The organism is Pseudoxanthomonas daejeonensis (assembly GCF_022637495.1).
Lineage (GTDB): Bacteria > Pseudomonadota > Gammaproteobacteria > Xanthomonadales > Xanthomonadaceae > Pseudoxanthomonas > Pseudoxanthomonas daejeonensis.
In genome coordinates, this window is the sequence record NZ_CP093331.1 from 1,471,939 (window position 1) to 1,490,965 (window position 19,027).

The 19,027-nt window shown below is 70.6% G+C and carries 18 protein-coding genes; 10 read left to right on the plus strand and 8 right to left on the minus strand.

The window, feature by feature from the left end:
* Positions 1–4: 4 nt before the first annotated feature.
* From MNQ95_RS06660 to MNQ95_RS06685, 6 genes are all read right to left on the minus strand, one after another.
* Complete coding sequence (locus tag MNQ95_RS06660) at positions 5–1,186, minus strand: ABC transporter permease (protein ID WP_162408203.1); 1,182 nt, start codon at positions 1,184–1,186, stop codon at positions 5–7.
* Entirely contained in the window at positions 1,183–1,929 is a 747-nt protein-coding gene (locus MNQ95_RS06665) for an ABC transporter ATP-binding protein (protein ID WP_162408204.1), read from the minus strand. Before MNQ95_RS06665 ends, MNQ95_RS06660 begins: the two co-directional genes overlap by 4 nt.
* 31 nt (positions 1,930–1,960) lie before the next feature.
* Positions 1,961–3,481: an alpha/beta hydrolase gene (locus MNQ95_RS06670; protein ID WP_425605719.1), complete on the minus strand. Its 1,521-nt coding sequence runs from the start codon at positions 3,479–3,481 to the stop codon at positions 1,961–1,963.
* Positions 3,482–3,552: 71 nt separating this feature from the next.
* Entirely contained in the window at positions 3,553–3,750 is a 198-nt protein-coding gene (locus MNQ95_RS06675; RefSeq protein WP_162408206.1) for a helix-turn-helix transcriptional regulator, read from the minus strand.
* 9 nt (positions 3,751–3,759) lie between these two features.
* Positions 3,760–4,341, minus strand: a complete 582-nt coding sequence (locus tag MNQ95_RS06680) for a hypothetical protein (protein ID WP_162408207.1) — start codon at positions 4,339–4,341, stop codon at positions 3,760–3,762.
* A 343-nt stretch (positions 4,342–4,684) separates the two neighbouring features.
* Positions 4,685–5,407, minus strand: coding sequence for an FAD-binding oxidoreductase (locus MNQ95_RS06685; RefSeq protein WP_238390229.1), 723 nt, complete (start codon positions 5,405–5,407; stop codon positions 4,685–4,687).
* Positions 5,408–5,550: 143 nt separating this feature from the next.
* Here MNQ95_RS06685 and MNQ95_RS06690 point away from each other — a divergent pair, with 143 nt between their 5' ends.
* From MNQ95_RS06690 to panE, 3 genes are read left to right on the plus strand one after another with little or no spacing between them, the layout of a single operon-like run.
* Complete coding sequence (locus MNQ95_RS06690; RefSeq protein ID WP_162408209.1) at positions 5,551–6,504, plus strand: ABC transporter ATP-binding protein; 954 nt, start codon at positions 5,551–5,553, stop codon at positions 6,502–6,504.
* Positions 6,501–7,319, plus strand: coding sequence for an ABC transporter permease (locus tag MNQ95_RS06695; RefSeq protein WP_162408210.1), 819 nt, complete (start codon positions 6,501–6,503; stop codon positions 7,317–7,319). The genes MNQ95_RS06690 and MNQ95_RS06695 overlap by 4 nt, the downstream gene beginning before the upstream one ends.
* Before the next feature lie 8 nt (positions 7,320–7,327).
* On the plus strand, positions 7,328–8,257 hold the full coding sequence (panE, locus tag MNQ95_RS06700) for a 2-dehydropantoate 2-reductase (RefSeq protein ID WP_241954183.1): 930 nt from the start codon (positions 7,328–7,330) through the stop codon (positions 8,255–8,257).
* A 19-nt stretch (positions 8,258–8,276) separates the two neighbouring features.
* Here panE and MNQ95_RS06705 read toward each other — a convergent pair whose 3' ends face one another.
* Positions 8,277–9,275: a hypothetical protein gene (locus tag MNQ95_RS06705; protein WP_162408212.1), complete on the minus strand. Its 999-nt coding sequence runs from the start codon at positions 9,273–9,275 to the stop codon at positions 8,277–8,279.
* Between the two features lie 139 nt (positions 9,276–9,414).
* Here MNQ95_RS06705 and MNQ95_RS06710 point away from each other — a divergent pair, with 139 nt between their 5' ends.
* The 5 genes from MNQ95_RS06710 to MNQ95_RS06730 all read left to right on the plus strand — a co-directional run bounded on the left by MNQ95_RS06710 (position 9,415) and on the right by MNQ95_RS06730 (position 14,855).
* Positions 9,415–9,942, plus strand: coding sequence for a hypothetical protein (locus MNQ95_RS06710; RefSeq protein ID WP_162408213.1), 528 nt, complete (start codon positions 9,415–9,417; stop codon positions 9,940–9,942).
* A gap of 81 nt (positions 9,943–10,023) precedes the next feature.
* A complete protein-coding gene (locus MNQ95_RS06715) occupies positions 10,024–10,563 on the plus strand; it encodes an ECF-type sigma factor (protein ID WP_241954184.1) in 540 nt (179 codons plus the stop codon).
* A gap of 7 nt (positions 10,564–10,570) precedes the next feature.
* The gene (locus tag MNQ95_RS06720; RefSeq protein ID WP_241954185.1) at positions 10,571–13,390 is read left to right on the plus strand and encodes a serine/threonine-protein kinase; all 2,820 of its coding nucleotides are present in this window, start codon (positions 10,571–10,573) and stop codon (positions 13,388–13,390) included.
* 126 nt (positions 13,391–13,516) lie between these two features.
* A complete protein-coding gene (locus MNQ95_RS06725) occupies positions 13,517–14,038 on the plus strand; it encodes a hypothetical protein (protein WP_241954186.1) in 522 nt (173 codons plus the stop codon).
* Between the two features lie 34 nt (positions 14,039–14,072).
* A complete protein-coding gene (locus tag MNQ95_RS06730; protein WP_241954187.1) occupies positions 14,073–14,855 on the plus strand; it encodes a lysozyme inhibitor LprI family protein in 783 nt (260 codons plus the stop codon).
* A gap of 18 nt (positions 14,856–14,873) precedes the next feature.
* Here MNQ95_RS06730 and MNQ95_RS06735 read toward each other — a convergent pair whose 3' ends face one another.
* Positions 14,874–15,671: a TatD family hydrolase gene (locus tag MNQ95_RS06735; RefSeq protein ID WP_241954188.1), complete on the minus strand. Its 798-nt coding sequence runs from the start codon at positions 15,669–15,671 to the stop codon at positions 14,874–14,876.
* A gap of 151 nt (positions 15,672–15,822) precedes the next feature.
* Between MNQ95_RS06735 and hrpB the strand changes: the two genes are divergently transcribed.
* Both hrpB and MNQ95_RS06745 read left to right on the plus strand, forming a co-directional pair.
* Positions 15,823–18,345: an ATP-dependent helicase HrpB gene (hrpB, locus tag MNQ95_RS06740; RefSeq protein WP_241954189.1), complete on the plus strand. Its 2,523-nt coding sequence runs from the start codon at positions 15,823–15,825 to the stop codon at positions 18,343–18,345.
* Between the two features lie 219 nt (positions 18,346–18,564).
* A complete protein-coding gene (locus MNQ95_RS06745) occupies positions 18,565–18,945 on the plus strand; it encodes a hypothetical protein (RefSeq protein ID WP_241954190.1) in 381 nt (126 codons plus the stop codon).
* The last annotated feature ends 82 nt before the right edge of the window (positions 18,946–19,027 follow it).

Genomic DNA, 19,027 nt, shown 5'->3' on the forward strand with positions numbered 1-19,027 from the left:
TGACTCAGGTCGAGATCGCCAGCTTCTCCTGCCGGTAACGCATCACCGACGCCAGCCACAGCAGCAAGGCCAGGCCCAGGCTGCAACCCAGGTAGACCGCCCATACCTGCGCGGAGATCGGCTCGGCGCGGATCACCTTCAGCAGCAGCTGGTTCTGCGCCAGGAACGGCACCGCGAACTGCCACAGCTGGGTCTTCACGGGATTCACCATCAGCATCATGGTCGGGATCATCGGCAGCAGCATCAGCCAGGTCATGTGGCTCTGCGCTTCCTTCAGGCTCTTGGCCGCGGCGGCCAGGAAGGTGAGCAGCGAGGTGCCGATCAGCAGCATCGGCAGCAGCACGAACAGCATCCTGGCGATCGACAGCATCGACATGTCCAGCGAGCGGGCCATGCCGGTGGCGAACTGCGCGCTGAGCTTGATCGCCAGCAGCGAAAGCAGCAACGACACCACGCCCAGCAGGCAGGCGGCGATGATCTTGCCGGAGACGATTGCGCCGCGTGCGGCGGGCGTGGCCAGCAGCGGTTCCAGGGTCTGCCGCTCGCGCTCGCCGGCGGTGGCGTCCAGCACCAGCGCCGCACCTCCGAGGAACGCGGTGATGATCAGGAAGTACGGCAGCATCACCGACAGCATCAGGCCGCGCTTGGCCTCCGGCGTGGACACGTCCAGCGTGCCGGTGTTGACCGGCTGCGCCACCGACGGATCCATACCGCGAGCCAGCAGGCGCAAAGCACCGACCTGGCCGCTGTAGGCCGCCAGCGCCCCGCGCAGGCGCTGCCCGGGAATGCCCGAGTCACGCTGCGTGCTGTCCAGCATCACCTCCACCAGCGCCGGTCGGCCGGCACGCCAGTCCTCGGCGAAACTTTCGGAGATGCGCAGGCCCACGTCCTGGCGCTGATCGCGCAGCGCCGCTTCCAGGTCCGAAGGCGCTTCGACCGCCTTGATCCCCTGGCTGGCGAGGAATGCGACCAGGTTCGGCGCGCGCTCCATGCCGATGACCGGGATCTCCAGGACCTTGTCGATCTGGGTCTTTGCCCGCTTCTCGGCGAGCGTGCCCATGCCCAGGATCAGCGCAGGGAACAGCAGCGGTCCCAGCAGCAGGGTCAGGGCGAGGGTGCGCCGGTCGCGGCCGATGTCGCGCAGCTCCTTCAGCATCACGATCCACATCGTCGACAGCGTACTCATGCGTGCAGGCCCTCCTCCGAGCCGATCACCTTGACGAAGGCGTCTTCCAGGTTGCTTTCGCCGGTCTGCTCGCGCAGCTGGTCGGCGGTGCCTTCAGCCACGACCTGGCCCTTGGCGACGATGACGATGCGATCGCAGAGCGCGGCCACCTCCTGCATGATGTGGCTGGAGAAGATCACGCAGCGTCCCTCGTTGCGCAGGCCGCGCAGGAAGTCACGCATCGCCCGGGTGGTCATCACGTCCAGGCCGTTGGTGGGTTCGTCGAGGATCACGTTGCGCGGGTCGTGGACCAGCGCGCGCGCGATCGCGGTCTTGGTGCGCTGGCCCTGCGAAAAGCCTTCGGTCTGGCGATCGAGGATTTCGCCCATGTCCAGCGCCGACGACAGCGTGGCGATGCGCTCGGCCACGCGCGCAGCGGGAATGCCGTGCAGCCGCCCGAAGTAGGCGATGTTCTCGCGCGCGGTCAGGCGCTTGTACACGCCGCGTGCGTCGGGCAGCACGCCCAGCGCGCGGCGCACCGCGACCGGGTCCACGGCCGGGTCCACGCCATCCACCTCGATCCGGCCCTGGTCGGGCCTCATCAACGTGTAGAGCATGCGCAGGGTGGTGGTCTTGCCGGCGCCGTTGGGGCCGAGCAGTCCGGTGATCTGGCCGTCGTGGGCCTCGAAGCTCACGCCGGATACCGCGTTCACCGTACCGGTCTTGGTCTTGAAGCTCTTGTGCAGGTCGTGGGCGCGGATCATGGCGCGGCTCCCGCTGGAATGTGTCGGCGCATCAGGGTTCCCATCCGTTGAAACTGGTGAAAGGCGGCACGTAGGTCATCGAGTCCAGGCAGCTGGCATCCAGCGCCTTGGCATCGGTGGATTCGAGGAACTGGCCCAGCAGCCTGGGCATGCACCCCAGGCCCAAGGTGCCGTGGGCCTGCCCGCGCAGAACCAGGTGGCGGCCATTGGGCAGGGTCTGCAGTACGCGCTCGGCATAGTGCGGCGGCGTCACCGGATCGAACTCGCCCGACAGCAGCAGCACGGGCACGTCCGACGCCAGTGGCGCGGTGAAACCTTCCGGGCGGCTGCCGTGCGGCCACGCGGGGCACGCCGCGAAGAACATGCGCGCCACGTCCGAACCGAGCAGCGTGCCTTCCGCGCCGCCTTCCTGGTAACGGTCGGCGTCCTCTGCGCAGATCACCGACCACTGCATGCCGCGCGCCATCGAGCCGCCCATGTTGCGACCCATCAGGTCGTGCAGCGACATCAGCGGCGCATAGCGGCCCTGGCTGGCTTCGTCCAGCACCAGCGGCAGCAGCGATGCGGTCTGCGGCATGTACGAGAACATGAAGGCCAGGCCGGTGACCGTGTCGGCACTGACCGTGCCGGTGCGGCTCTCGCCCGTGGCCGGGTCGCGGTACTCGACCTGGGCCGGGGCTTCGCGCAGGCGCGACACCAGCGTGTCGAGCTGGCTGCGCGCATCCTGCGGGAAGCGCTTGGCGCACGCGGGCAATTCCCGGCACTGCGCCGACTGCAGCTTCAGCGCGTCCTCGAAGGTATGCGCGAACTCGCCGCCGACCACCAGGTCGTTCGGCGCGACGCCATCGATGACAAGACTGCGCACGTGCTGCGGATACCGGGCGGCGTACTGCTGCGCCACGCGCGTGCCATAGGAGCCGCCGACGAGGTTGATCTTCTGCGCGCCGATCGCCTCTCGAACCGCGTCCAGGTCGGCGATGGCATCGGTCGTGGTGTAGAAGCGCGGGTCTGCACGGTCGGCCGCCTGTTCGGCGCAGCGTCGCGCGAAGTCGGCGATCGCCGCGGCATCGGGCGTGGCGGTGACCTGCGGCTCGTCGTCCTCGCCTTCGGGCGTGCACGAAAGCAGGTTGGAGCCGCCGGTGCCGCGCTGGTCCACCAGCACGATGTGGCGCTGCTTGCGCACGTCCTTGAAGGCCGGGTCCAGTTGCGGCCACACCTGCACCGCCGACTGGCCCGGGCCGCCGGCGAGGAAGAACACCGGGTCTTCGCTGGCCGAACCTTCCTCGGTCGCCGGCAACCAGGCCAGGTTGAGCCGGATCCGCCGGCCGTCGGGCGCGGCGCGGTTCTCCGGGACTTCGAATGTTGCGCACTGCGCCTGCACGTTGCCGGCGGAGATGCCACTGGCCAGGGTGCAGGGTTCGAAGGCGATGGCGCCGTAGTGGCGCGTGGAGGAAGCCGCACGCTCGGGCGTCTGCGCGGAATCGCAGCCGGCGAGCAGCGTGGCCGAGACGGCCATTGCGGCAAGGGTGGAAATACGGGTCGTGCGGGACATCATCGAAACGGCCCCTCGTGGTTGCGTGGAAAGGTGGAAACGGAATGCGCGGCTCGCGGGAGGAGATCGGCTCATGGTTCCTCCGGCAGGAACACGTCCTCGATCTGCAAGCCGAACAGCCGCGCGATCTTGAACGCCAATGGCAGGCTCGGGTCGTACTTGCCGGTCTCCAGCGCGTTGATGGTCTGTCGCGATACTTCCAGCCGCTCGGCCAGTTCGCCTTGCGACCAGGCCTTGGCCTCGCGCAGTTCGCGCAGGTGGTTCTTCATCGGCGCGAGCTACCGGTAGCGCCGCGAGACCACGGCCTTGGCCAGGCCGTAGGTGAGGCAGACCAGCGGGAACAGCCAGATCAGCGCGGCCGCGGCCGGGACGTCGATGACCTTCGCCGTCTGCAGGAAACCGCCTGCCAAGTAGAGCAGCGAGACGAACCCGGTGGCGATGCATACGGCCTCCAGCTCGATGCGCTGCTGCATCTCGTCCGAATCACGGATGAAGCGGACGATGGCGCGCAGGGCCAAGGCGATCGGCGGCACCGGCAACAGAGCGACCAGGGCGCGCAACGCGGGCGCTTCGATGTGCCGCAGCAGCCAGACCGAGGCGAACAGGATCAGCACGTAGGCGCCCATCGCCAGCATCAGTTCACGCGTGTAGCGCCGGCGCAGGCCAGGTGACGCGGAATCGCAACTGTCCGGCAGCTGCCAGCGCATCAGCGAACTAAAGGCGAGGACCAGGGCCAGCACGAACAGGGCGGAGCCGAGCCAGCCGGGGATTAGGCCGGGGAGCGCCCGCGGCAGGATCGCGGCGGCCAGGCCGGACAGCACGGCAAGCGCGAGCAGGAGCCAGGAGGCCGATCGCTTCATGGCGCCGCTCCCCGGGGGCAACGACCCGTACTCGCGATGGCAGTGCCCGCCAGGGCCAGACCCACGCCCAGGAAGCCGGACGGGTCGTCGCCCAGCAGGGCCATGACCAGGAAGGCCACGCCGCAGGTCAGGAGGCCGGCGCTTATGCCGCCCCGATTCGACGTTGGAGTCATTGCGAGCACCATGTAAAGGAAGCTTGACAGACGATAGGACGCATCCCGGCGGGCTGTCAAGCGACCTTTACAGCATCCCCGGGCCCAGGCCAGCCGGCACGGCCGCCCGATGGAGCGGTGCAATGGCTTCGGGCGTCGGGTTGGGCCGGCGAGGCTGCGTGGCGCCGCGGCTACTTGTTGCTGACGTACTTCTCGCGGCGGATCTGCGGAATCGGCAGTCCGTAGCCCTTCAGCGCGTCGAAACTGGCGTCGACCATGTCCGGGTTGCCGCACAGGTAGGCGATGTCGGTGGCCGGGTCCGGGGCGAATCCGGCCAGCTGCTGCTGTACGTAGCCGTGGCGCACGTCGGCATGCGCGTGTGGCGAACCGGGTTCGGGCATCTCCCGCGACAGGCAGGGCACGTAGCGGAAGCGCGGGTGCGCCTCGGCGAAGGCGCGGAAGTCCTCGGCATACAGCAGCTCGCCCGGGGTGCGCGCGCCGGACAGCACGACCACCTCGATGTCGCGTTCGGCCATCAGCTGGGCCAGCACCGGCAGCATCGAGCGGTAGGGGGTCACCCCGGTACCGGTGCCGATCAGCAGGTAGCGCCGGTTGTGGTCGCCGGGCATCAGGCAGAAGCGGCCATAGGGTCCGCTGGCACTGATCCGGTCGCCGACCGCCAGCCCTTCGAACAGCGCGGTGGCGGCGCCGCCGGCCACGTGGCTGACCGCGATTTCCACCGCCTCGCCCGGACCCAGCGCGTGGTCGTGGATGGTGGCCAGCGAATAGCTGCGCCGCGCGGGCGTGCCGTCGGCATAGTCGAAGTGGATCTGGATGAACTGGCCGGGGATGAAATCCAGCGGCTGGCCATCGTCGCGGGCCAGCACGTAGTGGCCGATGGTGGGCGCCAGCATGCGGCGGTCGACGAGGCGGAGCGGGAAGTGGACGGGCACGATGGTTTGTTTTCGCAACAGTCTGTAGCCGGGTCCGGACCCGGCGGCGACCTATAATAGCCGTTGCCCACGAGCAGGCGCCGGCACCCGGCGCGAAGGCCTCCATGATTTCCCACGGCGATGCCGCTGCGCCCGCGTTGCGCGTGCGCGACCTGCGCAAGACCTATGAAAACGGCGTCGAAGCGCTCAAGGGCGTTTCGCTGGACGTCGCGCCGGGCGACTTCTTCGCCCTGCTCGGCCCCAATGGCGCCGGCAAGTCGACCCTGATCGGCATCACCAGTTCGCTGGTCAACCTCACGGCGGGCTCGGTGGAAGTGTTCGGCATCGACCTGGTCGCCCGCCGCAGCGATGCGATGCGGCAGATCGGCCTGGTCCCGCAGGAGATCAACTTCAACCTGTTCGAGCAGCCGTTCGACATCCTGGTCAACTACGCCGGCTTCTACGGGATCCCGCGTGAGGAGGCCGAGGCGATGGCTGAGGTCGAACTGCGCCGCGCCCACCTGTGGGAAAAGGCGCGGGTGATGAGCCGCACCCTGTCGGGCGGCATGAAGCGGCGGCTGATGATCGCCCGGGCGATGATGACCCGGCCGCGGCTGCTGATCCTGGACGAACCGACCGCTGGCGTGGACATCGAGATCCGCCGCGACATGTGGCGGGTGCTGCGCGAGATCAACGCCGCCGGCACCACCATCATCCTGACCACGCATTACCTGGAAGAAGCCGAGAGCCTGTGCCGGCACCTGGCGATCATCGATCGCGGCACGATCGTCGAATCCGGACCGATGCGCGCACTGCTGGCCAAGCTGGACGTGGAAGGTTTCCTGTTCGACATCGACGGCGCCTTGCCCGCCCAGTTGCCGGTGATCGAGGGCACCACCCTGGTCGCCACCGACGACCACACCCTGGACCTGGACATGCCGCGTGCGATGGACCTCAACCGCGTGTTCGCGGCGCTGGAAGCCGCCGGCATCCGCGTGCGCTCGATGCGGACCAAGAGCAACCGGCTGGAAGAACTGTTCGTGCGCCTGACCGGCCCGAAGCGGGAGGCCACCGCATGAGCGGCAATATCGATACTGCCGCCACCGCGGCCGCGACCCGCAGCGACGCGACGCGCAACTGGATCGCGCTGGGCACGATCGTGCGCCGCGAGGTCCGCCGCATCCTGCGCATCTGGGGCCAGACCCTGGTGCCGCCGGCGATCACCATGACCCTGTATTTCCTGATCTTCGGCGGCCTGATCGGCTCGAAGATCGGCGACATGGGCGGCTTCAGCTACATGCAGTTCATCGTCCCGGGCCTGGTGATGATGAGCGTGATCCAGAACAGCTACGGCAACATCAGCTCTTCGTTCTTCGGCGCCAAGTTCGGCCGCCATGTCGAGGAACTGCTGGTCAGCCCGATGCCGAACTGGGTGATCCTGTGGGGCTACGTCTCCGGCGCGGTGCTGCGCGGGATGATGGTCGGCGTCATCGTGCTGCTGATCGCGATGTTCTTCACCCCGGTGCGCGTGCCGCATCCGCTGGTGACGTTCAGCACGGTGCTGCTGGGCTCGACGATCTTCGCCCTGGCCGGCTTCGTCAACGCGGTGTACGCCAAGAAGTTCGACGACGTGGCGATCGTGCCGACCTTCATCCTGACCCCGCTGACCTACCTGGGCGGCGTGTTCTATTCGGTCACCCTGCTACCCGGCTGGGCGCAGGTGCTGACCCACGCCAACCCGATCTTCTACATGGTCAACGCATTCCGCTTCGGCCTGCTCGGCAGTTCCGACGTGCCTTTGTGGGTGGCCTATGCACTGATGCTGGCCTTCGTCGCCGCGCTCTCGGCGCTGTCGCTGTGGCTGCTGCGCCGCGGCGTGGGCCTGCGCAGCTGAGCGCAGCCATGCGCATCCTCGTCCTCGGCGCCGGCGGCACGGGCGGCTACTTCGGCGGCAGGCTCGCCCAGTCCGGTGCGGACGTGACCTTCCTGGTGCGTCCCGCGCGCGCGACCCTGCTCCGCGGACAGGGCCTGCGCATCCGCAGCGAACTGGGCGATGCGGACCTCGCGGTGGCGGCCGTCACCATCGACGAGCTGCCGGCACTGCCGCCGTTCGACCTGGTCCTGCTCAGCTGCAAGGCTTACGACCTGGCCAGCGCGATGGACGCGATCGCCGCCGCGATCGGCCCGGAGACGCGGATCCTGCCGATCCTCAACGGCCTTCTGCACTACGACGCGCTCGACGCACGCTTCGGCCGCGAACGCGTGCTCGGTGGCCTGTGCTTCATCAGCGCCACGCTCGGCGGCGAAGGCGAAGTCGTGCACATGGGGCGACCCGCCTCGATCACTTTCGGCCTGCGCGAGGGAAACGCCGGCACCGGCGTCCTGCAGCAACTGGCGGCGGCGTGCACCACGGCCGGGGTCGACCATCTGCTCGCCACCGACATCGCGCAGGCACAGTGGATCAAGTTCAGTTTCCTCGCCGCGCTCGCCGCCGGCACCTGCCTGATGCGCGGCAGCGTCGGCAGCATCGTCGCCACCGAAGGCGGAGCGGACTTCATGGCTGCACTGCACGAGGAGTGCCTGGCGGTGGCCGTCGCGGAAGGCCAGCCAGTGCCGGAGGCCGAGGCACGCACCGCGCGCGGGCAGCTGGTCCGCGCCGGTTCGCCGGTCACCGCCTCGATGCTGCGCGATCTCGAGGCCGGCCGGCCGGTGGAGGCGCTGCAGATCGTCGGCGACCTGTTCCATCGCGCACGCCGCGCCGGCTTGCCAGCGCCGTTGCTGGGCGCCGCCTGGACCCATCTGCAGGCCTACCAGGACGCCCGCGCGGGCTGAGGCCCGGCGGGCTGCCGGTTCAGCGCCCGCCGCGCAGGGTGAGGTAGGTCGCGCTCCACTGCAGTGGATCGTCGGTGTTGTTGTCCTGGAAGAACACGTCGCCATTGCCACGGCTGTTCATGCCCAGGCCCAGCAGGTGGTGGTCGCTGTTGTTGAAGGTGAACTCGAAGCCCTGCAGCGCGTCGATGCGGCTGGACGGAGTGGCGCCGCGGCGAGCCTGGGTACCGGCGAGTGCGCCCTTCTGCGCGACCAGCGCGTTGGGGATCCAGGCGTACTGCACCGTTACCCGGTAGCCGCGGTACTTGCCGGACATCTTCGCGATCCCCTTGGTCGCCGCGCCGGTGCCGGCCATCACGGTGGCGGTTTCCAGCAGGCCCGGCAGCGGGATCACGGCGCTGGCCGCGGCCGCACCCAGGGTCGCCTCCAGGCCGCGGAAATCCATGCCCTGGTCGTCGGTCAACGAGACCTGGACGACATTACGCTCCGGTACCAGCCACAGGCCGACATTGCGCAGGTTGGCGTCGGTGCCGTCGGCACGGCGGAACTCGAAGCCGGACAGCACCAGGGTCGAATCGGCCGGTGCGCGCCCGGGCAAGGGGATCTCGAACTTGCCGCCGCCCTCGGCGCTGACCTGCTGCACGCGCACCCCCGGCAGCGCGGTCAGGCGCGCGGCGCCGTTGAACGGGTCGTCGCCGTTGCTGTCGGCCAGGGCGAAGCGGACGAAGCGTTCCTCGCCGAGCACGCCGATCCGGCGCAGCTTGTGGTCGCCGTTGCCGAAGCGCAGGTCGAAACCGGCCAGCGCCCAACCCGCGGGCAGGGGCCGGTCGATGGCGGCCGGACCGTTGTCGCGCAGGCCCTCGATCCGGGCCAGGTGCAGCTGCGGCGCCTGCGATGGCGTCGCTGGCTTCACCGGCTTCACGACCGGCGGGGTGACCCGGACCTGGGAAAGGGCGGGCGGCACGACCAGGCACAACAGCAGCGAGGACAGGACGAGCGGACGCGATGGCAGCAGGGGCATGGCGGATTCCGTTTCGAGGGATGGCATTGGCACATCCGCAAACGAAGGCCCACGGCTGCCAGCGCCGCGTGGCAGTTGCCGCGCACAAATCGCGGATATCCGGTCAGCCACCCGTTTCCCGGGAGAGGAGAGCACCACCATGTACCGGATCGCCATTCCAACCCTGTTGCTGGCCGTGGCCGCCTGTTCGGGCCCGGCGCCCGGGAACCTGGCCGACAAGGCGGCCGGCAAGGCCGTCGGCGCGATGATCGAGGCGGCCAGCGACGGCAAGGTCAAGGACGAGGGGGACCGGCTGGTGGTCGAGGATGGCAATGGCCAGGAGATGCAGCTGGCGACGAGCCGCGAAGGCCTGCCGCCGCCGGCCTGGTGGCCGCAGGACATCTACCTTCCCGAAGGCGCGGTGATCAGCCAGGTGGCCCAGAACGAGGGCAACAACGTGCTGTCGGCGATGGTTCCGCGCCCGGGCGCGGTGCTGAACGACGAGATCGAGCAGGCCATGCACGTCCAGGGCTGGAAGACCCTGCGCAGCTCGCGCGCCGCCAGTGGCGGCGGCATGGCCGCATTCCGCAAGGAAGGCCGCGAGGTTTCGGTCCTGGTGTCGCCGACCCGCAAGGGCGAACAGGCGGCGATGACGACCTATCACCTGCGCTCGCCCCGCGCGCAATGAGTGGCCGTGCCTGCCGACGGCGACGCGCGAATCGGGCTACCCTCTGAGCCGGGCCTGCGCCCGGGGATGGTGCGGTCACTCATGGGGAACGAGATCACGCAGCTGCTGGAGCGGGTGAGCGCGGGCGAACCGGCGCACCTGTCCGAGGTCTTCGAGCGGCTCTATCCGCAGTTGCGGCAGATCGCCGCGTCGCGACTGCGTCCCGGCGAGCGCACGCTGACCCCGACGGTGCTGGTGCACGAGCTGTACCTGCGCGCGAGCAGCGGCGAACCGCTCAGCGGCAGCGATCGCCGCCACTTCTTCACCACCGCGGCCAAGGCGATGCGCTGGATCCTGGTCGACCACGCGCGGCGCAAGGCCGCCGGCAAGCGCGGCGGCGACCTGCTGGAAGTGACCCTGACCGAATCGCTGGCCGGCGGGCCGGAGCCGGACGTGCTCGACCTGCACGAAGCATTGCAGGAATTGGGCGAGATCGCGCCGCAGCAGCGCGACATCGTCGAACTGCACTACTTCGGCGGCCTCGAGTTCGCCGATGTCGCCGCCGTGCTCGGGATTTCGGAGCGGACGGTCTACCGGCAGTGGCAGCGCGCCCGTGCGTTCCTCCACGCCCAGCTGGAGTGATGCGCGCATGGACCGGCGCGAGCGCGAGACCTGGCAGGCCGCCGACGCGATCCTCGACGGCTTGCTGGACCTGCCGCCCGGCGAGCGCGAGGCACGCCTGCAGGCATTGAATCCGCGCCCGGAAATCGCCGCCCGGGTGCGCAGGCTGCTCGCCGGCAGCGAACGCGAGGGCGTGCTGGACCGCCCCGTGGCCACGATTTCCGAACTGGAACCGGCGCCGGAGCCGTCCCTCGAAGGCCGCCACCTGGGACGCTGGCGGCTGGAGCAATGGCTCGGCGAAGGCGGCATGGCGGTGGTCTACCGGGCCGGGTCGGTGACCCCGCCGGTAGGCCAGCAGGCGGCGTTGAAGATCCTGAGCCTGGGAGCGCTGGCGCGCGGTGGGCGCGAGCGGTTCCTGCGCGAACAGTCGGTGCTGGCCCGGCTGCGCCATCCCTACATCGCCGCCCTGTACGAGGCCGGCGTGGGCGAGGACGGCACCCCCTGGCTGGCGATGGAGCTGGTGGAGGGGCAGCGCATCGACCAGTGGTGCCAGGCCGGCGGGCTGGACCTGCCGGCGCGCCTGGACCTGGTCGAGCAGGTCGCCGACGCGCTCGCCTATGCGCACCGCAACCTGGTCGTGCATCGCGACATCAAGCCGTCGAACGTGCTGGTCGACGAGGATGGCCTGGTCCGCCTGCTCGACTTCGGCATCGGGCGCGAGCTCTCGGCCGCCGCGGTTACCCGAACCCACCTGCGCGCGCTGACCCCCGAATACGCGCCGCCCGAGCAGTTCAGCGGCCAGGACACCGGCACGGCGGCCGATGTCTACGGCCTGGCCGCACTCACCTACCGGCTGCTGACCGGCAGCGCGCCGCATGCCGCGAACCCGCTTCGCGAAGATGCGCCCGAGCCGCCGTCGGTACGCGCCACGCGTGCCGCGGCCGGGACCCTTGAGCATGGATTCGCCGCGCGCCTGCGCGGTGACCTCGACGCGATCCTGCTGCGCGCGCTCGCCTGCGAACCGGCGCGTCGCTATCCCAGCGTGGAGGCGTTCGTCGCCGACCTGCAGCGTTACCGCACCCGGCGGCCGGTGCAGGCCAGGCCGCCGAGTGCGGGGTACCGGCTGCGCCGTTTCCTGCAGCGCAACCGCTGGCCGCTGGCGGCTGCCGCGATCCTGGCGATATCGCTGCTGGGTGGTGGGCTGGGCGTGCTGTGGCAGGCGCAGCGGGCCGAGCTCGCCGCGGAAGAGGCACGCCTGCAGTTGCGTTACCTGGATTCGCTGCTGCGCGAACTGGCGCCCTCCACCGCGCAGGCACGCGAGATGGACCGGGCCCGGCTGGTCACCTCGGCCGCGGCCCATGCGCGCCACGACCTGGCCAGCCGGCCGCGCTTGCTGGCCACCGTGCTGCTGACCCTGGCCGAGATCGCCCAGGCGGCGGGCGAACACCGCCAGTCCGAACACCTGGCGGGCGAAGCGGTCGACCTGCGCGCACGCCTGCATGGCCGGGACAGCCCGGAGTTCGCCACCGCGCTGGTGGTGCGTGCCCGGGCGCTGTGGTCCGAGCGCAGCCTGGGCGGGGATCCGGAGGCCCTGGCCGCGCAGGCGCTGGCGATCTTCGAGCGCAAGGCACCGGAGTCGGAGGGACACATCCGCGCGCTGCTGCTGCAACAGATGCTCGACCTCAGCCTGGACCACGCCGGCCGTGCCCAGGCCACCGGCGAACGCATGCGGGCCTGGTGCCGCGCCCGTGGACAGGAACCGTTCGAGCTGTGCAACGAAGTGATGCTGGCGGTCGCCTCGTTGCAGGACCGACAGGGCTACGTGCGCGACGCCGAGCGCACCTACGCCGAACTGGTCGGAATGCGCTCGGCACGCGATGGCGGCGGCCATGCCAGCACCCTGCAGGTGCGCACCCGGCATGCCCGCGCGGTCCTCAGGCTGGGGGATGCGGCACGCGCGGCCGCGCTGCTCGAACCGGTGCTGGCCAACCAGCTGGAGATCTACGACCGGACCACGCCGGAACTGGCCGCCACCCGCGGCGCACTGGCCGAGGCGCTGACCACCCTGGGCGACTTCGACCGGGCGCGCCAGCTGCACGAGGCCCAGCTGGCCGAACTGGTCGACGAGCGTGGTGGCAGCCATCCGGAGGTGGCCGCGTACCTCGGCAACTTCGGCGTGTTCCTGCTGAAGGCAGGCGACTTCGAGGGCGCGCTGATGCGCCTGGCCGAATGCGCCGCCAGCTACGCCGTCCTGGCCGGACCTGGCCATGCCGGCGTGCAGGTATGCAATGGCAACCGCGCCGACGTGCTGCGCGAAATGGGGCGGGCGGCCGAGGCCGAACCGTTGAGCCGTGCCGCGCTGGACGGCATCCGCGCCGCGTTCGGCGAAGACTCGCCGCTGCTGGCGGCGCGCTACAGCAACCTCGGCCGGATCCTGGTCGCGCTCGACCGCGATGCCGAGGCCTTGCCGCTGCTGGAGCGCGCGCGCGCGGCCTATCGCGCGCAACGCAGTCCGATGGCCGCCCTGATCCGCCTGCACGAACTGGAAATCCTGGTCCGCACCGGCCGCCTGCCGCCCGGCGAGGGCTGGGCGGAAGCACTGGCCGCGCGCGCGCAGCTCGAAGCCGGCTTCCCGGCGCAGAACCCGCAGCGGACCGCGATGCTGGCGCCGCTGACCCGGATCGCCTGCAGCGCGCCCGGGCAGCTGCCCTGCAGCGAACTGCGCGACGAAGCCCTCGTCGGCATGGCCCAGCCGACCACGCCGGCCGATGCCCGGTTGCAGATCGACAAGGCCCTGCAGGTGACCGCGCAGGTATCCAGATCGCCATGGGCGGGCGTCGCGCGCTGAACCGCCGCTGCAGCCTCGCGGCTTGCCGGCACCGTTGGGCGATGGCATGGCAGTCGCCAGGCGTGCTTTGCGGATTCATCTGGGAATACCGGGCGTCAGTCCGGCCCCCCGAATCCGGAGAAAGCGATGAAGTGCGAGCCGACGATCACTGCTGTGCTGCTCGTGTTGGTCGCGGGCCTGTCCGCGTCGCCGGCGATGGCGCGCGATACCTGCCTGGTCGGCCACTGGAGTCCGGTGGGCAACGGTGCGGCCGAATGGGTGCAGCGGCAGGCACCCGGGATGAAGATGGCCACGCCCCAGCAGGCGGCGAGCTTGAACTTGCGAGCCGATGGCGGCTACAGCGCCCGGTCGCAGATGCAGGCCGAGGCTACCAGTGGCGCGATGTCCGCGCGCAGTGGCGGCAGTTTCTCCGCCCAGGGCGGCTGGAGCAGCAGCGGTGGGCAACTGACCCTGACGCCTTCGGCATCGAGCATGGACGGAACGATGCAGATCTCCGCGGGCAAGGGTCCGCCGATGGGGGTCAAGATGCCCAAGGCGGCGGCCCAGCCCACCACCTACCAGTACAGCTGCAGCGGCCCGACGCTGGAGACGCGGATGCGGATACCGGGCGTGGCCGATCCGATCGTGCAGCGTTATCGCCGGCAGTGAGCGGGCCGTGCCGATGCCAGGCGGGAGCAAGGTGATGGAGCGCGGGATCGCCCGGATCGTGGCGGCGCTGGCAACGTGGCTGCTGCTGCCCGGCGTGGCCCTGGCCGGCGCTGGGCCCTCGTTCGACTGCGGCAAGGCCCGTGCGCCGATCGAGCACACGATCTGCGACACGCCCCGGGTGGCATTGCTCGATGCAATCCTCGCCCGCTACTACGCCAGGGCCAGGTCATCGCTGCCGCGCGCCGGGCGAGCCTGCCTGGCCGCCGACCAGCGCGCATGGCTGGCGCTGCAACGCGCTGTCTGCGACTCCGCCGCATGCCTGGAACAGGCCTACCTGCTGCGCCTGGACGCACTGGAAGGCCTGTTGCCGGGGGCCGTCGTCGACCGTCGACTCGAGGACTATCCGGTTACCGGCGGCGCGCGCCTGCTCGGCGTGCTGCCTGCGGTCGAGGGAGGCCAGCTTCCGCCGGGCGGGCTGGAAGAGGTGCTCATGCAAGGCACGCCGGTGGAAGACGAGGGCGGCTACCTGCTCGTCGATGGCCGCTTCGACAGGAACAGCTGGCAGGAATTCGTCGACCTGCAGGGCGACATCGAAGCGATCCATGCCCGCTTCGGCGAGGGTCCGGTCCATTTCACCGGCGTGGCCGGCGGTTTCGGCGCGGGCGCGCTCGACGACCGGGCCCGGGCGGCTATCGAGGATGTCGCTGCCCGCGGGGGCGAGTTGCAGGTCCGGGGCTGGGCGGTCTACACCGATGCGGCACCGCCGCTCATCGACGATCGCCGTTGTGCCTTCGTCTACGGGCTCCCCGCCCCCTGAGCCGGGGTGGTCGCCGGGTCAGCCCGCTGGCGGCAGGCGGAAGAATGCGCGCGCGTTGGCCGTGGTCTGCGCCGTGACGGCAGCCGGGTCCTCGCCGCGGTCGCGGGCCAGCTCCTCGACGATGTGCGGCAGGAACACCGGTTCGTTGCGCCGGTCCTTGGGCAGCGGCTTGAGCGTGCGCGGCAGCAGGTAGGGCGAGTCGGTCTCCACCAGCAGGCGGTTGGCCGGGATGTGCTTCACCAGTTCGCGCAGGTGCGCGCCGCGGCGTTCGTCGCACAGCCAGCCGGTGATGCCGATGTACCAGTCGTTGTCGAGGTAGTCGAACATCTCCTCGCGCGTGCCGGTGAAGCAGTGCACCACCGCCGGGCCGAGCCGGCCGTCGAAGTTCCGCATCATCGCCATGAAGTCTTCGTGCGCGTCGCGCTGGTGCAGGAACAGCGGCTTGGACGTGTCGACGCCGACCTGCAGTTGCCGCTCGAAGGCCTTGCGCTGCGCCGGGCGCGGCGAGAAGTCGCGGAAGTAGTCCAGCCCGCACTCGCCCACCGCCACCACTTCCGGATGCGCATGCAGCGCACGCATCTCCGCGTCGCATTCGTCGGTGTATTCGGTGGCGTGGTGCGGATGCACGCCGGCGGTGGCGTAGAGGAAGCCCGGGTGTCGCTGCGCCAGCTGCAGCGCCAGCGGCGAATGCTCGCGACTGGCGCCGGTGACGACCATCTGCACCACCCCGGCCTCGCGTGCGCGAGCCAGCACCGCGTCGCGGTCGCGGTCGAAGCTGTCGTGGGTGAGGTTGGCGCCGATATCGACGAGCTGCATGCGATGAAAGCCGGAGGGGGGCCGCCCATTGTAGGAGCGGGCATGACCGCGACACGAGCGCCGCAGTTGCGATGGCATTGTCAGTCCCAGCGTGGTCGGGTCGCGGTCATGCCCGCTCCTACGACAAGGCGGCGGTCCGTATCCTGTGTGCATGGATTCCGCATCGTTCCCCATCGCAGCGCTGCTGCCGGCCATCGTCGACAGCCTCGCCGCGCATCCGCGCCTGGTGCTGGAGGCGCCGCCCGGCGCCGGCAAGACCACGCAGGTGCCGCTGGCCCTGCTTGATGCGCCGTGGCTGGAGGGTCGCCGCATCGTGATGCTCGAGCCGCGCCGGGTCGCGGCGCGCAGCGCGGCGATGTTCATGGCCCGCCAGCTCGGCGAGGACGTCGGCGATACCGTCGGCTACCGGATCCGTTTCGAGAACCGGATCGGCCCGCGGACCCGGATCGAGGTGGTCACCGAAGGCATCCTCACCCGGATGATCCAGGACGACCCCGAACTCGGCGGCTCCGGGTCCGGTGGCGTCGGCCTGCTGCTGTTCGACGAATTCCACGAGCGCCACCTCGCGGCCGACCTGGGCCTGGCCCTGGCCCTGGACGTGCAGGCGCAGCTGCGCGAGGACCTGCGCATCGTGGTGATGTCGGCCACCCTCGACGGCGAGCGCCTGGCGCGCTTCCTGGATGCGCCGCGACTCTCCAGCGCCGGGCGCAGCCATCCGGTGCAGGTGGCGCATTTCCCGGCGCGCCGCGAGGAGTCGATCGAGGCGCAGGCACGGCGCGCGACCGAACAGGCGCTGGCCCAGCATCCCGGCGACGTGCTGGTGTTCCTGCCCGGCCAGCGCGAGATCGCGCGGGTGCAGGCGGCGCTGGAGGCGGCGACGCTGCCGGCCAGCACGGAGGTACTGGCCCTGCATGGCGAACTGCCGGTGGAGCAGCAGTCACGCGTGCTGCAGCCCGCTCCCGATGGCCGCCGCCGCGTGGTGCTGGCGACCAACGTGGCCGAATCCTCGGTGACCCTGCCCGGCGTGCGCGTGGTCGTGGACGCCGGGCTGGCGCGCGAACCGCGCTTCGATCCCAACAGCGGATTTTCGCGGCTGGATGCCGTGGCCATCTCGCAGGCTTCGGCCGACCAGCGCGCCGGCCGCGCCGGCCGCGTCGCCGACGGCTGGGCCTGGCGCCTGTGGCCCGAATCGCAGCGTCTGGAAGCGCAACGCAGGCCCGAGATCGCACAGGTGGAACTGGCGGGCCTGGCCCTGGAACTGGCGGCCTGGGGCAACGATGCGCTGCGGTTCGTCGACCCGCCGCCTGCCGGCGCGCTGGCCGCCGCCCGCGAACTGCTGCAGCGCCTGGGCGCGCTCTCCGACGCCGGCGGCATCACCGCGATCGGCCAGCGCATGCTCGCGCTGGGCACGCATCCGCGACTGGCAGCGATGCTGCTGGCCGCGCGTAATCCACGCGAACAGGCGCTGGCCGCCGACCTGGCCGCGCTGGTCGAGGCGCGCGACCCGCTGCGCAGCCGCAGCGATGCGCTGGCCGAGCGCTGGCGTGCGCTGGCTGCGTTCCGCCAGGGAAGCCTGCCGCACGATGCCAGCCGTGCGGCGCTGGCGTCGATCGACGCGGCGGCCAGGCAATGGCGTCGGCGCCTGCGCTGCGAGGCATCTGCGCCGGCGGAGGTCGAGGCGCACGAACTGGGCGACCTGCTCGCCCATGCATTCCCCGACCGGATCGCCGCGCGGCATCCGCTCGATCCCTTGCGCTACGCGCTGGCCAACGGCCGCACCGCCAAGCTGTTCGACGACAGCGCCTTGCGCGGCGAACCGTGGCTGGTGGCCAGCGAACTGCGCTTCGAGCAGCGCGGCGATGCGCTGCTGCTGCGCGCCGCACCGGTGGACGAATCGCGGCTGCGCCGCGACTTCCCGGAACGCTTCGTCGAGCAGGAAGGGGCGGTCTGGGATGCCGACAAGCGCGCGCTGGTGGCGCGGCGCGAATCGCGCTTCGACCGGATCGTGCTCGACAGCCGGCCCGCCGGCCGCGTCGATCCGGCCCAGGCCGCGCAGGCCCTGACCGATGCGGTGCGCGAACTGGGCCTGCCTGCACTGCCGTGGACCGAGAACCTGCGCCAGTGGCAGGCGCGCATGGTCTCGCTGCGCGCATGGCTGCCCGATCTCGCACTGCCCGACATGTCCGACGCGGCGTTGCAGGCCACGCTCGACACCTGGTTGCACCCGGCATTCGCCGGCAAGACCCGGCTCGATGCGCTGTCGGAGGACGAACTGGGCGAAGCGTTGAAATCCCCGCTGGACTGGAGCCTGCGCCAGCAACTGGACCGGCTGGCGCCGGTACGGATCACCGTGCCTTCGGGGATGGAACGCCGCATCGACTACGCGCTCGACCACGAAGGCGCGCCGCAACCGCCGGTGCTGGCGGTGAAGCTGCAGGAGCTGTTCGGGCTGGCCGACACCCCGCGCATCGCCGACGGTCGCGTGCCGTTGCTGTTGCACCTGCTCTCGCCAGGAGGAAAGCCGCTGCAGGTGACCGGCGACCTCAAGGGCTTCTGGGACCGGACCTATCCGGAAGTGCGCAAGGAGATGAAGGGTCGCTATCCGCGCCATCCGTGGCCGGACGACCCGTGGAGCGCGACCGCGACCCATCGGGCCAAGCCGCGCGGGACCTAGGCGCGTTGCCCACCCATACGCGGACGCCCGGGTAGAGACGATGCCCCGGATTGCGCCGGCGCCACCGCCACCGCATACGCCAGGCAAGGCCGGCGCCACGCATGAACCGCCGCCCTCCCGCGGCCGGTCGCGTGGCCCGCGGGCGCTGGCGCTGACGTATCGTCGACATGCCGTCACCGACACTGGCGGCGTCTCCCACCCTTTCCCCCGGGGATCCCCATGAGCAAGCTGACCATCATTTCCGACCGCGCCCTGGAGCTGGCCGAGCACGCCGGCGCGGGCCTGCGCCAGGCAGGCTCGAGCCTGCGCGACGCCGGCATCGGCGCCGAACAGTGGATCAAGACGGGTGCTGCGCTGGGCGCGGCCAAGGCCGGCTTCAACGTCGCCCGCGGCACCGTGCGCCGCCATCCGGTGGCCTTGGCCGCTGCCGCCGCCGTGGTCGGGGCCGGCGTGCTGGCGTACGTGCTCTATCGCAAGAAGCGCGAGCGCGACCTGCAGCAGCCCATCGACGGCCAGTCGGAGCGACTGCCGCGCAGCAACGGCAATGCCGCCACCCGTGCGCGCACGACGCGGACCCGGCGCCCCTCGACCACGGCCTGACCGCGCTCGGCGTAGTAGCGCCCGGCGGTTGTAGGAGCGGACTTCGGGCCGCGACACCGACGCCATCGAACCACGACGGCGT

Coding starts and splice junctions, on each gene's coding strand:
- MNQ95_RS06660 (WP_162408203.1), bottom strand. CDS start 1,186: ATGAGTACGCTGTCGACGATGTGGATCGTGATGCTGAAGGAGCTGCGC.
- MNQ95_RS06665 (WP_162408204.1), bottom strand. CDS start 1,929: ATGATCCGCGCCCACGACCTGCACAAGAGCTTCAAGACCAAGACCGGT.
- MNQ95_RS06670 (WP_425605719.1), bottom strand. CDS start 3,481: ATGTCCCGCACGACCCGTATTTCCACCCTTGCCGCAATGGCCGTCTCG.
- MNQ95_RS06675 (WP_162408206.1), bottom strand. CDS start 3,750: ATGAAGAACCACCTGCGCGAACTGCGCGAGGCCAAGGCCTGGTCGCAA.
- MNQ95_RS06680 (WP_162408207.1), bottom strand. CDS start 4,341: ATGAAGCGATCGGCCTCCTGGCTCCTGCTCGCGCTTGCCGTGCTGTCC.
- MNQ95_RS06685 (WP_238390229.1), bottom strand. CDS start 5,407: ATGCTGGCGCCCACCATCGGCCACTACGTGCTGGCCCGCGACGATGGC.
- MNQ95_RS06690 (WP_162408209.1), top strand. CDS start 5,551: ATGATTTCCCACGGCGATGCCGCTGCGCCCGCGTTGCGCGTGCGCGAC.
- MNQ95_RS06695 (WP_162408210.1), top strand. CDS start 6,501: ATGAGCGGCAATATCGATACTGCCGCCACCGCGGCCGCGACCCGCAGC.
- panE (WP_241954183.1), top strand. CDS start 7,328: ATGCGCATCCTCGTCCTCGGCGCCGGCGGCACGGGCGGCTACTTCGGC.
- MNQ95_RS06705 (WP_162408212.1), bottom strand. CDS start 9,275: ATGCCCCTGCTGCCATCGCGTCCGCTCGTCCTGTCCTCGCTGCTGTTG.
- MNQ95_RS06710 (WP_162408213.1), top strand. CDS start 9,415: ATGTACCGGATCGCCATTCCAACCCTGTTGCTGGCCGTGGCCGCCTGT.
- MNQ95_RS06715 (WP_241954184.1), top strand. CDS start 10,024: ATGGGGAACGAGATCACGCAGCTGCTGGAGCGGGTGAGCGCGGGCGAA.
- MNQ95_RS06720 (WP_241954185.1), top strand. CDS start 10,571: ATGGACCGGCGCGAGCGCGAGACCTGGCAGGCCGCCGACGCGATCCTC.
- MNQ95_RS06725 (WP_241954186.1), top strand. CDS start 13,517: ATGAAGTGCGAGCCGACGATCACTGCTGTGCTGCTCGTGTTGGTCGCG.
- MNQ95_RS06730 (WP_241954187.1), top strand. CDS start 14,073: ATGGAGCGCGGGATCGCCCGGATCGTGGCGGCGCTGGCAACGTGGCTG.
- MNQ95_RS06735 (WP_241954188.1), bottom strand. CDS start 15,671: ATGCAGCTCGTCGATATCGGCGCCAACCTCACCCACGACAGCTTCGAC.
- hrpB (WP_241954189.1), top strand. CDS start 15,823: ATGGATTCCGCATCGTTCCCCATCGCAGCGCTGCTGCCGGCCATCGTC.
- MNQ95_RS06745 (WP_241954190.1), top strand. CDS start 18,565: ATGAGCAAGCTGACCATCATTTCCGACCGCGCCCTGGAGCTGGCCGAG.